The organism is Pseudomonas moorei, assembly GCF_042846945.1.
GTDB classification, from domain to species: Bacteria; Pseudomonadota; Gammaproteobacteria; order Pseudomonadales; family Pseudomonadaceae; genus Aquipseudomonas; species Aquipseudomonas moorei.
This window is the reverse complement of sequence record NZ_AP035776.1, coordinates 2,430,335-2,445,384: the sequence shown is the minus strand read 5'-3', so window position 1 is coordinate 2,445,384 and position 15,050 is coordinate 2,430,335. Positions and strand designations below refer to the sequence as shown.

General features: G+C 60.7%; 11 protein-coding genes. 6 read left to right on the top strand and 5 right to left on the bottom strand.

Annotation, left to right across the window (positions count from 1 at the left end):
- Positions 1 to 190: 190 nt before the first annotated feature.
- The 5 genes from lon (at position 191) to cmoB (ending at position 5,770) form a co-directional block, all read left to right on the top strand.
- Positions 191 to 2,608 carry an endopeptidase La gene (gene lon, locus ACGJAX_RS11310; protein WP_090316635.1) on the top strand — a complete coding sequence of 806 codons (2,418 nt, stop codon included), beginning with the start codon at positions 191 to 193 and terminating at the stop codon, positions 2,606 to 2,608.
- Between the two features lie 217 nt (positions 2,609 to 2,825).
- The gene (locus ACGJAX_RS11305) at positions 2,826 to 3,218 is read left to right on the top strand and encodes a protease inhibitor I42 family protein (protein WP_090316632.1); all 393 of its coding nucleotides are present in this window, start codon (positions 2,826 to 2,828) and stop codon (positions 3,216 to 3,218) included.
- A gap of 2 nt (positions 3,219 to 3,220) precedes the next feature.
- On the top strand, positions 3,221 to 3,856 hold the full coding sequence (locus ACGJAX_RS11300; protein WP_390958927.1) for a lysoplasmalogenase family protein: 636 nt from the start codon (positions 3,221 to 3,223) through the stop codon (positions 3,854 to 3,856).
- Between the two features lie 181 nt (positions 3,857 to 4,037).
- Positions 4,038 to 4,817, top strand: a complete 780-nt coding sequence (gene cmoA, locus ACGJAX_RS11295; RefSeq protein WP_390958925.1) for a carboxy-S-adenosyl-L-methionine synthase CmoA — start codon at positions 4,038 to 4,040, stop codon at positions 4,815 to 4,817.
- Entirely contained in the window at positions 4,814 to 5,770 is a 957-nt protein-coding gene (gene cmoB / locus ACGJAX_RS11290) for a tRNA 5-methoxyuridine(34)/uridine 5-oxyacetic acid(34) synthase CmoB (RefSeq protein WP_390958923.1), read from the top strand. Before cmoA ends, cmoB begins: the two co-directional genes overlap by 4 nt.
- Positions 5,771 to 5,904: 134 nt before the next feature.
- Here the strand turns inward: cmoB and tadA are convergent, their stop codons facing one another.
- On the bottom strand, positions 5,905 to 6,402 hold the full coding sequence (gene tadA, locus ACGJAX_RS11285; RefSeq protein WP_103405798.1) for a tRNA adenosine(34) deaminase TadA: 498 nt from the start codon (positions 6,400 to 6,402) through the stop codon (positions 5,905 to 5,907).
- The gene (locus tag ACGJAX_RS11280) at positions 6,402 to 7,778 is read right to left on the bottom strand and encodes a multicopper oxidase domain-containing protein (protein ID WP_390958921.1); all 1,377 of its coding nucleotides are present in this window, start codon (positions 7,776 to 7,778) and stop codon (positions 6,402 to 6,404) included. Before ACGJAX_RS11280 ends, tadA begins: the two co-directional genes overlap by 1 nt.
- A 188-nt stretch (positions 7,779 to 7,966) precedes the next feature.
- Here ACGJAX_RS11280 and ACGJAX_RS11275 point away from each other — a divergent pair, with 188 nt between their 5' ends.
- Positions 7,967 to 10,969: a dermonecrotic toxin domain-containing protein gene (locus ACGJAX_RS11275; RefSeq protein ID WP_390958919.1), complete on the top strand. Its 3,003-nt coding sequence runs from the start codon at positions 7,967 to 7,969 to the stop codon at positions 10,967 to 10,969.
- Between the two features lie 121 nt (positions 10,970 to 11,090).
- Here the strand turns inward: ACGJAX_RS11275 and guaA are convergent, their stop codons facing one another.
- The 3 genes from guaA to ACGJAX_RS11260 form a co-directional block, all read right to left on the bottom strand.
- Positions 11,091 to 12,668 carry a glutamine-hydrolyzing GMP synthase gene (gene guaA / locus ACGJAX_RS11270; protein WP_090316616.1) on the bottom strand — a complete coding sequence of 526 codons (1,578 nt, stop codon included), beginning with the start codon at positions 12,666 to 12,668 and terminating at the stop codon, positions 11,091 to 11,093.
- Positions 12,669 to 12,766: 98 nt separating this feature from the next.
- Complete coding sequence (guaB, locus tag ACGJAX_RS11265) at positions 12,767 to 14,236, bottom strand: IMP dehydrogenase (RefSeq protein ID WP_090316613.1); 1,470 nt, start codon at positions 14,234 to 14,236, stop codon at positions 12,767 to 12,769.
- A 242-nt stretch (positions 14,237 to 14,478) separates the two neighbouring features.
- Positions 14,479 to 15,027 carry a sugar ABC transporter ATPase gene (locus tag ACGJAX_RS11260; RefSeq protein WP_390958917.1) on the bottom strand — a complete coding sequence of 183 codons (549 nt, stop codon included), beginning with the start codon at positions 15,025 to 15,027 and terminating at the stop codon, positions 14,479 to 14,481.
- Positions 15,028 to 15,050: the final 23 nt, after the last annotated feature.

Sequence of the window (15,050 nt, the reverse complement as noted above, 5' to 3'; positions counted from 1 at the left end):
CTACGTTGGTGTCAACTGACACTCCATCGCGAGCAGGCTCGCTCCCACAATTGACCGCGCAAAGCCGTGGTTCAGCTAACCTGAATCCCTGCTGAATACACCTTGGAATGACCGGTTAATGCCCAGGCATCATTGAAACCACCGCCAACCTGCCCCATCTAAGACCCATACCCATTGCGCAGGTGCCCAAATGAGCGACCAGCAAGAATTCCCCGAAGACCCGAGCGAATACGCCGACCCGGAAAACGCGACCCATCACTCCACTGGTAAAGGCCTCGCCCTGCCTGGCCAGAACCTGCCGGACAAGGTCTACATCATCCCGATCCACAACCGACCGTTCTTCCCGGCCCAAGTGCTGCCGGTGATCGTCAATGAAGAACCCTGGGCCGAAACCCTCGACCTGGTCGCCAAATCCGATCACCACTCCCTGGCCCTGTTCTACATGGACACGCCCCAGGAAGACCCGCGCCATTTCGACACCTCGGCCCTGCCGCTCTACGGCACCCTGGTCAAGGTGCATCACGCCAGCCGCGAAAACGGCAAGCTGCAGTTCGTCGCCCAGGGCCTGACCCGCGTGCGTCTGAAGACCTGGCTCAAACACCATCGCCCACCGTACCTGGTGGAAGTCGAATACCCGCACCAGCCCACCGAGCCGACCGACGAGGTCAAGGCCTACGGCATGGCGCTGATCAATGCGATCAAGGAGCTGCTGCCGCTCAACCCGCTGTACAGCGAAGAACTGAAGAATTACCTCAACCGCTTCAGCCCCAACGATCCATCGCCTTTGACCGATTTCGCCGCCGCCCTGACCTCGGCCACCGGCAGCGAACTGCAGGAAGTGCTCGATTGCGTACCGATGCTCAAGCGCATGGAAAAAGTCCTGCCGATGCTGCGCAAGGAAGTCGAGGTTGCGCGCCTGCAAAAGGAAATTTCCGCCGAAGTTAATCGCAAGATCGGCGAACATCAGCGTGAGTTCTTCCTCAAGGAACAGCTCAAGGTCATCCAGCAGGAACTGGGGCTGACCAAGGATGACCGCAGCGCTGACCTCGAACAGTTCGAACAGCGCCTGGTGGGTAAAGTCCTGCCGGTGCAGGTGCAGAAGCGCCTCGAAGAGGAAATGAACAAGCTGTCGATCCTCGAGACCGGCTCGCCGGAGTATGCCGTCACCCGCAATTACATCGACTGGGCGACCTCGGTGCCGTGGGGCGTGTACGGCGAGGACAAACTCGACCTCAAGTACGCGCGCAAGGTGCTGGACAAGCACCATGCCGGCCTCGAGGACATCAAGGACCGCATCCTCGAATTCCTCGCAGTCGGTGCCTATAAAGGCGAGATCAGCGGCTCGATCGTGCTGCTGGTCGGGCCGCCGGGCGTGGGCAAGACCAGCGTCGGCAAATCCATCGCCGAATCCCTCGGCCGGCCGTTCTACCGCTTCAGCCTCGGCGGCATGCGCGACGAAGCCGAGATCAAGGGCCATCGCCGCACGTACATCGGTGCGCAGCCGGGCAAACTGGTGCAGGCGTTGAAAGACGTCGAAGTGATGAACCCGGTGATCATGCTCGACGAGATCGACAAGATGGGCCAGAGCTACCAGGGCGACCCGGCCTCGGCGCTGCTGGAAACCCTCGATCCGGAGCAGAACGTCGAATTCCTCGATCACTACCTCGATTTGCGTATGGACCTGTCGAAGGTGCTGTTCATCTGCACCGCCAACACCCTGGATTCGATCCCCGGGCCGTTGCTTGACCGGATGGAAGTGATTCGCCTGTCGGGCTATATCACCGAAGAAAAAGTCGCCATCGCCAAGCGTCACCTGTGGCCCAAACAGCTTGAGAAGGCCGGTGTATCCAAGGGCAGCCTGAGCATCAGCGACAGCGCGCTCAAGGCATTGATCGACGGTTATGCTCGCGAAGCCGGTGTCCGCCAGCTGGAAAAAAACCTCGGCAAACTAGTGCGCAAAGCGGTGATCAAGCTGCTCGACGACCCGAATGCGGTGATCAAGCTTGGCCCCAAAGACCTCGAAAGCTCGCTCGGCAAACCGGTGTTCCGCAACGAGCAAGTGCTGTCGGGCACTGGCGTGATTACCGGGCTGGCCTGGACCAGCATGGGCGGCGCCACCCTGCCGATCGAAGCGACGCGCATCCATACCTTGAACCGTGGGTTCAAACTCACCGGGCAACTGGGGGATGTGATGAAAGAGTCCGCGGAAATCGCCTACAGCTACGTCAGTTCCAATCTGAAGTCGTTTGGCGGTGATCCGAAGTTTTTCGACGAGGCCTTCGTGCACCTGCACGTACCGGAAGGCGCCACCCCGAAAGACGGCCCGAGCGCCGGCGTGACCATGGCCAGCGCCCTGCTGTCGCTGGCGCGCAACCAGCCGCCGAAAAAAGGCGTGGCAATGACCGGTGAGCTGACATTGACCGGGCACGTGCTGCCGATTGGCGGGGTACGCGAAAAGGTCATCGCGGCGCGGCGGCAGAAGATCTTCGAGTTGATTCTGCCAGAGGCCAACCGGGGTAATTTCGAGGAGCTGCCGGAGTACCTGAAGGAAGGCATTACCGTGCACTTCGCCAAGCGGTTTGCGGATGTGGCGAAAGTGTTGTTCTGACCGTTCTCTAGCGACTGCATTACCGCTATCGCGAGCAGGCTCGCTCCCACAGTGGTTGTTGGTGTTCACACAATTTGTGTTCGCAGCAAAAAACCTGTGGGAGCGAGCCTGCTCGCGATGATGTCAGCCCAGACAACACTATTCTGCCCCGCTGTCACACCCTGTCTCATCTCAGTTATGCTCGCCGTTCGTCGTGAACGCCGGAGCCATTGACCTTATGTCCCCCACCCGCCTGTTTGTCCCCCTCGCCCTCGCGCTGTTGGCCGCCTGTGCCACGCAACCGAAGCAGAATGTGACCGTGGAAAAACAAAGCGAATGCCCGGTGAAACTCGCCAACGGGCAAAACCTGATCCTGACCCTGCCGAGCAATCCGACCACGGGTTACCGCTGGGCCATTCAGGATTCGGCCGGCGGCGTGTTGCGTGCGCTCAGCCCCGAGGTCTATACCAACCCGGAAGATGCCGGGGTGGTCGGCGCGGCCGGGGTTTCCACCTGGCGCTTTCAGGCCTTCGCCACCGGGACCGGGCGTTTGCGCCTGACTTCACAACAGCCTTGGGCACCGGAAGTGCTGCCGGTGGACTCTTTCGACTGCAGCATCTCGGTTAACTGACCGTGGGCTGGCTGATTCTGGCGCTCATGGGCGCAGTGACGTTCCTCTACGGCCTGAGCGTGCACGCCGCGCTGCTGTGCCTGCTGGTCAAGCCGCTGCCGGTCCTGGCGCTGCTCGGCTGGTTGCACGACGCGCCACCGAGCGAATATCGGCGCTGGATCAGCCTCGGCTTGATCTTCTCCCTGCTCGGCGATGTGCTGCTGGCGTGGCCGGGGGATTTGTTCGTGTTCGGCCTTGGGGCGTTCCTGGTCGCGCATCTGGCTTACTTGAAAGCGTATTTGAGCGATTGTCGGCGCCTGGCCGTATTGCCGCTGATCCTGGCCTTGGGTGTCGGCGCCGTGCTGCTGGGGATTCTGATTTCTCATGGACTTGGGCCGTTGCTGATCCCGGTGATCGTCTATGGCCTGGCCATCAGCGCCATGCTCTGGCGCGCACTGGCCCGACTCGGCACCGACGTGCCCAAGCGCTCGGCGTTGCTCGCAGCGGGCGGCGCCGTGGCGTTTGTGTTTTCCGACAGCGTGATTGGCATCAGTCGCTTTGTGGTGCCGTTCGAGGCGGCACCGTACGTGATTATTCTCAGCTACTGGCTGGGGCAATGGGGGATCACCGCTTCGGCGTTCACTCAGAAACCGCGTTGACCCCATCGCGAGCAGGCTCGCTCCCACAATTGATCAGCTGTGAATACAAGATTCATATCCGGCGAAATCCCCTGTGGGAGCGAGCCTGCTCGCGATAGCGATCTCACTGACGACGAAGAATCCGGACTTGCCCCGCCGCTTTATCAGACAACCCGCGCATCCCCGCGCCAACTTGGCTAAAATGCCGGCCTTTTCCACCTACGCCGCTGGAACCGCCGTGAGCAAAGAACCCGATCGCCTTTTCGCCCAGCCTTTGGCCCAGGTACCTGACTTCGCCTTCAACGAGGACGTGGTGCGGGTGTTCCCGGACATGATCAAGCGCTCGGTGCCAGGTTATCCGACCATCGTGGAAAACCTTGGTGTGCTCGCCGCGCAGTTCGCCCAGCCCAACAGTGTGCTCTATGACCTGGGTTCGTCGTTGGGTGCCGTGACCCAGACCCTGCGTCGCCACGTGCGTACCGACGGTTGCCGGGTGATCGCTGTGGATAACTCGGCGGCCATGGTCGAGCGCTGCCGCGAGTACCTCAACGGCCAGGACTCGATGTTCCAGGAGTTGCTGCCGGTAGAAGTGATCGAAGGCGACATCCTCGCCCTCGACTTCCAGCCTGCCTCGGTGGTGGCGCTGAACTTCACCCTGCAATTCATCGCTCCGGAGCACCGCACGGCACTGCTGTCGCGCATCCGTCAGTCGCTGCTGCCCGGCGGTGCGCTGATCCTCTCGGAAAAACTGCGCTTCAACGATCCCGAAGAGCACGCGTTGCTCACCGATCTGCACATCGCGTTCAAACGCGCCAACGGCTACAGCGAACTGGAAATCGCCCAGAAGCGCAGTGCCATCGAAAATGTCATGAAGCCCGACAGCCTCGAAGAACACCGCGAACGCCTGCTGGCCGCCGGGTTCTCGAAAGTCGTGCCGTGGTTCCAGTGTCTTAACTTTGCCTCGTTGATTGCCTTGCCATGATTGATCTGTCCCCTCTCGCCCGCCGTCTGGCGGGCACACCGCTGGCCGACTGGGCCAACACCCTGCAAGCGCAACTCGACAAGAAAATGGAAAAGGGTCACGGCGACCTGGAGCGCTGGCAAAGTGCGCTGGACGCCCTGCCGAAACTGCAGCCGAGCGAAGTCGATTTGCTCAACGGTTTGACACTGGACACCGATTGCGACGATGCCACCCGCGCACAGATGCGCACGGCGTTGATGGGCCTGTCACCCTGGCGCAAAGGGCCGTTCGACCTGTTTGGCGTGCACGTCGACACCGAATGGCGCTCGGACTGGAAATGGTCGCGGGTGGCCCCGCACCTGGACCTCAAGGGCAAACGCATCCTCGATGTCGGCTGCGGCAACGGCTATTACATGTGGCGCATGCTCGGCGCCGGCGCGGACAGCGTGATCGGTGTCGATCCGAACTGGTTGTTCTTCTGCCAGTTCCAGGCCGTGCAGCGTTACCTGTCCGAGCCGAATGCCTGGCACCTGCCCTTCCCCTTCGAAGACCTGCCGCCGAACCTGGAAGGCTTCGACACGGTGTTTTCCATGGGCGTGTTCTACCACCGCCGCTCACCGATCGAGCATTTGCTGGCGCTGAAGGATTGCCTGGTCAAGGGCGGCGAACTGGTGCTGGAAACCCTGGTGGTCGAAGGCGACAAACACCAGGTGCTGGTGCCGGAAGACCGTTATGCGCAGATGCGCAACGTGTGGTTCCTGCCCTCGGTGCCGGCGCTGGAATTGTGGCTGCGCCGCGCCGGGTTCAGCGATGTGAAGTGCGTGGACGTGAGCGTGACCACGGTCGAGGAACAGCGCGGCACGGAGTGGATGAAGTATCAGTCGCTCAGTGATTTCCTCGATCCGCACGATCACAGCAAGACCATCGAAGGGCTGCCGGCGCCGATGCGGGCTGTGATTGTCGCGAAGAAATAAGCCGATCTCAAAAACGCAGCAAAAACCTGTGGGAGCTGGCTTGCCAGCGATAGCGGTAGATCAGTCGACATCAATGTTTGATGTGCCGACGCCATCGCTGGCAAGCCAGCTCCCACAGGGTTTGATGTTGTCCTTTATTCAGCAGGTTTGGCGCGCCGCGCCTTGAAAAACTCGCTCAACACCGCACCACACTCCTCGGCCAACACCCCACCCTCATACAACACCCGGTGATTCAAGAAGCCCTGGGTGAAGAACTGTCCCTGGCTCTGCACGATTCCGGCTTTGGGCTCCAGCGCGCCATACACCACCCGCGCAATCCGCGAGTGCACGATCAGCCCGGCGCACATGCTGCACGGTTCCAGGGTCACGTACAGCGTGCTGCCCGGCAGGCGATAGTTGCTCACGGCCTGGGCGGCGGCGCGGATGGCGACCATCTCGGCGTGGGCGCTCGGGTCGTTGCCGCTGATCGGGCAGTTGAAGCCGCGCCCGATGATTTCGCCGTCCTGCACCAGCACCGCGCCCACGGGCACTTCGCCCAATGCGGCGCCCTGGGCGGCCAGGGCCAGGGCTTCACGCATGAAATCGCGGTCACGGCTACGGTCGATGATGGCGGCGGGACGTATCTGACGCATCAGGCCACCTCGATCGCGGCCATCAGGCCGGTTTCCATGTGGTCGATCACATGGCAATGGAACATCCACACGCCCGGGTTATCCGCCACCAGTGCCACTTGCGCGCGCTCGTTCTTGCCCAACAGGTAGGTGTCGGTGAAGTACGGAATGACGTTGTGCCGGTTCGAGGCGATGACTTTGAAGCTCATGCCGTGCAGGTGGATCGGGTGCTGGTATTGAGTCATGTTTTTCAATTCGAAGATGTAACTCTTGCCCTTCTCGAGCCTGGCAATCGGCCGGTCGGCGCAGGTCTTGTCGGTGATGTCCCAGGCCTTGCCGTTGATCTGCCACAGGCTCGGCGGCTTGCCATTATCGACGTTTACCGACACCGAGCCCACCCACTCGAAATTGAAGTTGAGTTTCTCGGCATTGGCCAGATCCGGTTCGGCCACCGGGTTGGCGGGCAGCGCGGGTGGCCATTCGGTCGGCGCATCGGTATTGGCCACAGAGCGCAACGTCGCCAACCGTACAGGGCCGTTGCGCAGCGACAACTCTTCGCCGACCGGTGGCGCCTTGATCGCCAGGCAAATGCGCATGCCGGGGCCGAGCCAGTATTCCTTGCCGAGCGGGCGCGGCTCGACCGGGTTGCCATCCAGCGCATAGATCTGCGCTTCGACACCGGGGATGTTCAGACGATAGGTCAGGGTGTTGTCGAGGTTGAGCAGGCGCACGCGGGTGATCTGGCCGGCGGGCAAATCGATCACCGCTTGCGGGACACCGTTGATGGTCGAAAGACGCCCCGCCGTGCCGCCACGGGCCGCCTCGCGAGGAACGCTGAACGCGACGAAAGCACCCTCTTCATCGACGTGCCAGCTCTTGAGGCTCAAGGTTTTTTCATACTTGAAACCGGTCGGCTCGCGCTCTTCGATGATCAGCGGGCCAACCAGGCCACGGCCGAGCTCTTCGCTGCTGTTCACATGGGGGTGATACCAGTAGCTGCCGGCGTCCGGCACGCGGAATTTGTAGTCGAAGTATTCGCCCGGCAGCACCGGCAGTTGCGAAACGTAGGGCACGCCGTCCATTTCCAGCGGCAGGCGGATGCCATGCCAGTGAATGGTGGTGGCGACCGGCAGGTGGTTGATGAAGCGCACCCGCAGCCATTCGCCCTGACGTACCCGCAGCTCGGTGCCCGGCGCCGACGGGCCGAACGCCCAGGCTTGGGTTGTGTGTCCCGGCACCAGCTCGACGTCCAGCGGTGCGGCGATCAGCTCGTAGTCGTGGCCCGCCTCGGCGTCGGCCCTCTTGCCCAGCCAGTAGCGCGACGCGCCACCCGCCCCCACGCCAACCACTACAAGACCGGCCAGACCACCGAGTATTTGTCGACGGGTAAAGGACATGTACTCAACTACCTCACGTATCAGCTTCGGGCCCTGGGCCCGCAAAAGGCGAATACGATACACCTGCAATTGCGAAACAGTAAGGGTGACGTGTGGCCGCACATCCGCCGAGGGCATAACCATGTAGTGCACATGCCTTGGGTGAACGGGGCATCCTGCGCTCCCGTCTTCTCAAGGAAAGAGAGTGCATGAACCTCAACGAAACACGCCCGCTGCCCAATGCCGCCGATAAAGCGGCGCTCAAGGCCATCGCCACCCGGATCGTCCGGACCTGCCCCGGCCTGCAGGACACGGCCCACGAAGTGGCCAGTGCCCTGCTGAAAAAGTCCGGCATCACCGGTCTCGATCCGGATCAGGTCTACTTCCACCGTTTCGACGCCTCCCAAAGCAGTTCGAAGGCCTTTACCGGCTGGGAGCACGTCCACGCCACGCCGACGTCCTCCATGACCCTGACGCAGTTGGTCATCCACCGCTTTCGCACCAGCGACCAGGACAACGCCGACCTGCTGGACGTCTATGCGGGCTTCTATACGGCCGGCGCTAACGCCGGGACCTACAATGAAACCAACGAAGTGCGCCTGCATGGCAACGAAGTGCTCAAGGCATTCTGGAGCCTCGATTTCAGTTCGATGTACCGCGAGCGCCTGTTCACCTTCTGGAACACTTGCGCCGATGACTTCCGCACCCTGGCCAAATGCAATTTCCTGATCCAGGCCGTGAAGGCCAGGGACGCGCGCCAGCTGAGCGACGAAGACTTTCAATTCGTCACCCATGCCGTAATGGGGCCGATCACCTGGCCGGTGGATCTGACGCAGCTGCAGGCACGGCATCCTTGTGCCGACAATGTCAGGACCCTGGACGTCGACGGTCACGTCGCCACCAACATCCTTCGTTTTGTCTCGCCCAGCGGCCGCCAGATTGTCTACCTGCCCGGTGAAGCCGTCGCCTTCAAGGTGCTGGAAACCGCGACGGACATGCATTACTGGATACTGCAGGAAATGAACGAGGAAGCCGCGCGCCAGACGTTCATGACCCACTTTGCCCTGGCCGATCGCCAGACCATCGCCGAGCACATCACCGATATCATGAACAGGCTGGTCAGCACCTGGGGCCAATACGACCATCATCTGATCAACAAAGAAAATCGCAGCGTCAGCGGCGATGCCTTCAGTTGGCTGTGCCATTCGAGCAAGAACGCCATGTTCGCCGAAGCTGAACTCTCCCTGACGTCCAATGGCGATCTGCGCAAGAAACTGTGGATCGGTTACCTCAGCGCCGGCTTGAAAGTATTCGGCCCCATGGCGGTGGTCGGTTGGCCGGTTGCCCTGCCGCTGGTCGGCGCCAGTATCGCCAGCATGGGGTTGAACATCGACCAGGCGGTTAACGGAAAAACCGCCGTGGAGCGCAAGGCCGGCATTCTTGGCGCCGTGCTGGGCAGCATCGATTTGCTGTTCAACCTCCTGCTCCTCAAAGGGCCGGGATCACTGGAGGAAATCGCTCCGGGCAACCTCGATGAGCTCAAAGAGGCATTGGTTGCCGAGGACTTGAAGCCCGTGGGCTTGCCCACCGAACCGCCCGTTGAACTGGACTCTTCCTTGTCTGAAACGTTGCAGCCCATGGAAATTCCCAAGCACTGGCAAGCCAATGAACTGCTCGAAGGTCGAACACCGATGAGTGAGTCCGGGCAATACCAGGGCATTTATCAACTCGATTCCAACCCTTCCACCGCCATCATGCTGGATGACACCGCCTACTACGTGCGCTATGAAGCCGACCCCAACGGCAGCGGGACCTGGGCCATCATTGATCCGGAAAATCCGCACGCGTTTTCAGGATCGCTGCCTGTGCGTCTCAATGCCCAGGGCGAGTGGGAGCTGGCACCTCGATCCGGACTCAAGGGCGGCGGCAACCGGCATCCGGGATCGTCGCAATCGCCTGCGCCTGCACCGGAGTCTGCTTCTGTCCAAGAGCCGGCACAGCCCATCCTGCGCAGCCCCTCCACGCAATACGATAACGTTAACCGGTACCGTTTCAGGCAACTGGCGCTGGGTGAAACTGAAACCCATATCAAAGTCGTCCGTCAGCCAGATGGAAGTTTTCGCGGACTGAGCACCTACGAGGAGTACATCGCAGCCCCTCGCGCCAAGCTTTCACAGGACGCGCGTCTGTTCTTCGCTCACGACGGTTTCGCCGCTTCGCTACCGCCGCGCCCTGAGCTGCCTGCCGTGACGCCAGCCACCACTGCCGAACAATTGATTACGAAGGTCTTTGAAGCGGCCCCCGGTCTGGTCATCGGCGAAAGCCAGGACCGCATCGCCAGCATGCGGTTTCTGATCGAGAACATGCCGGTCCTGGCCCGACAGGACGTCAAGACGATCTATTTCCATCGCCTGCTCAACGATTTCAACCAAGCGGAACTCGATCAATTCTTCAAGACCGGGTCAATGCCAAGCGATCTGGAAGCGTATTTGCAAAAGCTGCAAAGCGATCCCTCCGGACGCTTCACCCCACTCGAAGTGGTCAAGGCGGCTCAACAAAACGGTATTCGAATTCAGGCAACCGACTGTCTGGCCAGTTACCGCTACCCCGGCGCACCGCTTCCCGACATGCATGAGCAAGCCATCAAGACCTACCTCACCCACACCCTGATGCAGACCGACAAAGCGCTCAACGGAGCGAGCAAATGGGTGGTGCTGACGGATCAGGAAAACATCAACACCTTTCGCGGTATGCCTGGCATCAGCGAAATGCAGGGCGGTATCGGATTGCGCATCGAAGAGGTGTTGCCGGAAGAAAGCCTGCTGATTGAACAGGATCGAGGCATCGAGGTGGGTCGTGGCTTTGCCACTCAACCCGAATCCACGGAGGGAAACTTTGACACCCTGCACGCCGACTTGAGCCTGCAGATGCCACTGCCGTTGCTCGAAAGGACGCCAGAGGAACTGAGCCGGATGCTGTTCAGGCAAGGCATGTTCACGTTTGAGAAGTCGAACGGTAACTGGACACTGATTCATCGCAGCAGAGACCGCCAGGTGGTCCGAACGCTGGTCGAGCGCACGGTTGATGGCAACTACCTGATCAATCGCCCCGCATGGACCGAAGTGCATCAGGTGCCCTACGCCAACATCACAGAGCTGTCCTGGGGCCTCAGCCGCATGGGCATGCACCTTGAAGGCCGGTCGCCGTTGTAACCCCTCGGCTGCTTCGCTGGAGGACTCTGCCACTGAAATGCAAGAAGCCCCCGATCTCGCGATCGGGGGCTTCCCTTTTGTCACTCTCGTTTTGAGCCTGGGTTTACCGGCTCAAACTCGATCATTCCCACTCAATGGTCGCTGGCGGCTTGCTCGACACGTCGTAGGTGACGCGGGAGATGCCTTCGATCTCATTGATGATGCGGCCGCTGACGGTTTCCAGCAGTTCGTAAGGCAGATGTGCCCAACGCGCGGTCATGAAGTCGATGGTTTCCACGGCACGCAGGGCCACGACCCAGGCGTAACGACGGCCATCACCCACCACGCCAACCGATTTCACCGGCTGGAACACCACGAATGCCTGGCTGACCTTGTGGTACCAGTCGGCCTTGCGCAATTCTTCGATGAAGATGTGGTCGGCGCGACGCAGCAGGTCGGCGTATTCCTTCTTCACTTCACCGAGGATCCGCACGCCCAGGCCCGGTCCCGGGAACGGGTGACGGTAGACCATGTCGTACGGCAGGCCCAGCTCCAGGCCCAGACGACGGACTTCGTCCTTGAACAGCTCGCGCAGGGGTTCAACCAGCTTGAGGTTCATTTCTTCCGGCAGGCCACCCACGTTGTGGTGCGACTTGATCACGTGAGCCTTGCCGCTCTTGGCGCCAGCCGATTCGATCACGTCCGGGTAGATGGTGCCCTGGGCCAGGTACTTGATGTTGTCCAGCTTGCAGGATTCGGCATCGAACACGTCGATGAAGGTGCGGCCGATGATCTTGCGCTTCTTCTCCGGGTCGGACTCGCCGGCCAGGTTGTTGAGGAACTGCTCCTCGGCGTTGGCGCGGATCACCTTGACGCCCATGTTCTCGGCGAACATGGCCATCACTTGCTCGCCTTCGTGCAGACGCAGCAGACCATTGTCGACGAACACGCAGGTCAGCTGATCGCCAATGGCCTTGTGCAGCAGCGCGGCAACCACCGACGAATCCACACCGCCGGACAGGCCGAGCAGCACGTTGTCGGTGCCGACCTGGGCACGCACCTGGGCGATGGCGTCTTCAGCGATTTTCGACGGGGTCCACAGGGCTTCGCAGCCGCAGATGTCGAGGATGAAGCGCGACAGGATGCGACCGCCCTGCTTGGTGTGGGTCACTTCCGGGTGGAACTGCACGCCGTAGTAGGCACGCTCGTCGTTGAACATGCCGGCAATCGGGCAGCTCGGAGTGCTGGCCAGGATGTGGAAGTCTTCCGGCATCCTGGTGACCTTGTCACCGTGGCTCATCCACACGTCGAGGCCGAACAGGCCGTCGGCGTCGATGTGGTCTTCGATGCCGTCGAGCAGGCGGCTCTTGCCGACCACGTCTACGCGGGCATAACCGAACTCACGCAGCTCGGAACCTTCTACCTTGCCGCCCAGTTGCTCGGCCATGGTCTGCATGCCGTAGCAGATGCCGAAAACCGGCACGCCCAGATCAAAGACAGCTTGCGGGCAGCGAGGGCTGTTGGCTTCGTGCACGGACTCGGGGCCACCGGCGAGGATGACGCCTTTCGGAGCGAATTCGCGAATCGCTTCCTCGTCCATGTCGAACGGATGCAGTTCGCAGTACACACCGATTTCGCGAACGCGACGGGCGATCAGCTGGGTGTACTGGGAACCGAAGTCGAGGATCAGGATGCGGTGAGCGTGAATATCGAGGGCCATGATTCAGTCTCGTCTAAGTCATTCAGAAACAGTCGTGATTCAGAAACAACTCGGGGCTGAATAAAACAGCCCCGGTCGTTAACTTTTTGCTAGAAGGCTCAACCTACGCGGTAGTTTGGCGCTTCTTTGGTGATCTGCACGTCGTGAACGTGGGACTCGGCCATGCCAGCGCCGGTGATCCGCACGAACTCAGGCCGGGTGCGCATTTCTTCGATGTTGGCGCTACCGGTGTAGCCCATGGAAGAACGCAGGCCGCCCATCAGTTGATGGATGATGGCGCTCAGGGTGCCCTTGTAAGGAACACGCCCTTCGATGCCTTCCGGAACCAGCTTCTCGGCGCCTGCCGAGGAGTCCTGGAAATAACGGTCGGAGGAGCCTTGAGCCTGGGACATGGCGCCCAGCGAACCCATGCCGCGATAAGCCTTGTACGAACGACCCTGGAACAGTTCGATCTCGCCCGGCGCTTCTTCAGTACCGGCGAACATCGAACCCATCATCACGCAGGAGGCACCGGCCACGATGGCCTTGGACAGGTCACCGGAGAAACGGATGCCGCCGTCGGCGATCAACGGAACGCCAGTGCCTTCAAGGGCAGCGGCAACGTTGGCGATGGCACTGATTTGCGGGACGCCGACACCGGCGACGATACGGGTGGTGCAGATCGAGCCAGGACCGATACCGACCTTGACCGCGTCAGCGCCGGCCTCGGCCAGGGCCTTGGCAGCAGCGCCGGTAGCGATGTTGCCGCCGATGACCTGCACTTCAGGGAAGTTCTGCTTGACCCAGCGAACGCGGTCGATCACGCCTTTGGAGTGACCGTGGGCAGTGTCGACCACCACCACGTCAACACCGGCGCTGACCAGGGCCGCGACGCGATCACCGGTGTCTTTACCGGTGCCGACGGCGGCGCCAACGCGCAGACGACCTTGATCGTCCTTGCTGGCCAGTGGGTAAGCCTTGGCTTTTTCGATGTCGTTGACGGTCATCATGCCTTTGAGGGCGAATTTGTCGTCGACGATCAGAACGCGTTCGATGCGGTGCTTGTGCAGCAGCTCGCGGACGTCGTTCTTGTCGGCGCCTTCCTTGACCGTGACCAGACGCTCTTTAGGCGTCATCACATCACGGACGGTGGCTTCCAGACGGTTCTCGAAACGTACGTCACGGGAGGTGACAATGCCGACCAGGTCGCCATTGTGCAGCACCGGAACGCCGGAGATGTTGTTCATGCGGGTCAATTCGAACAGCTCGCGCACGGTAGCGTCGGCGTCGATGGTGATCGGGTCCTTGACCACACCGGCTTCGTAACGCTTGACCTTGCGCACTTCGGCAGCTTGCTGCTCGATGGTCATGTTCTTGTGGATGATGCCGATACCACCTTCCTGAGCCATGGCAATTGCCAGACGGGCTTCAGTGACGGTGTCCATGGCAGCGGAAACCAGTGGGATATTCAGCTCGATGCCACGGGTAAGGCGGGTCTTGAGACTGACTTCGTTAGGAAGCACCTCGGAATAACCAGGCACTAGGAGAATGTCGTCGAATGTCAGAGCTTCTTGGCTGATACGCAGCATCGCGGGGGCTCCCGAGCGGGAAAATGGAAGCGCGCCATTATAGTCAGACACCCCCTCGGGTTCAATGTAAAACTCTGTCTATTATTGGCATTACTGATATACGGGGATCACAGCGGTACGGATTGCTGTTTTTTTGTAGGAGCAAGCCTGCTCGCGATGGTCGTGAACGATGACGCATGCTTCTTTCTGCAAACCAACGTCGCCTTCAGGTTTTTCGCGAGCAAGCTCGCTCCTACCGTTATTCAGAGTTCGACTTTGACCCAACTGACCGGCTGATCGAGCCAATCGGCAAAATCGTCCAGAAAGCTCTGCTTGAATCCGGCCTCGGCCCAGTTGTTGAAGATGAAGCCCAGGTTGGAAAAGCCGCATTCCTGCAGGAACAGAAAGCCGTTGATGTCGTCTTCATGTCCGCATTCCGGACATGTGAAGTTGTCGGTACGCCCCGGCATCCAGTCTTCCAGGCTCTCGAACAAGGCTTCACCTATTTCCCTGCGACACTCGGCACAACCGGCCTCGCCAAGAAATCCCTTGGCCGGCGTATAGATGCAGCGCTTGGTGACGATCTCCAGACCGTTGATCTGTTCGCCAAACGGCAGGGCTTCGGGGTGCAGGACCACATCACGGGCGCCCTCGGCGATGGCGTGGGCCATGCGATTGCCGGTGCGACCGCAGGTGGTCAGCTCTTCCTTGACGATGTTCTTGCGCACCAGCCAACGCACGATCGCCCGGGCCCGGGGTTCGTGTACCGGCAAGGTGGAGATTTTCGGGACGATGATGCTTTGGGAATTCATGGGGTACAGGCCTGATGCTTTTT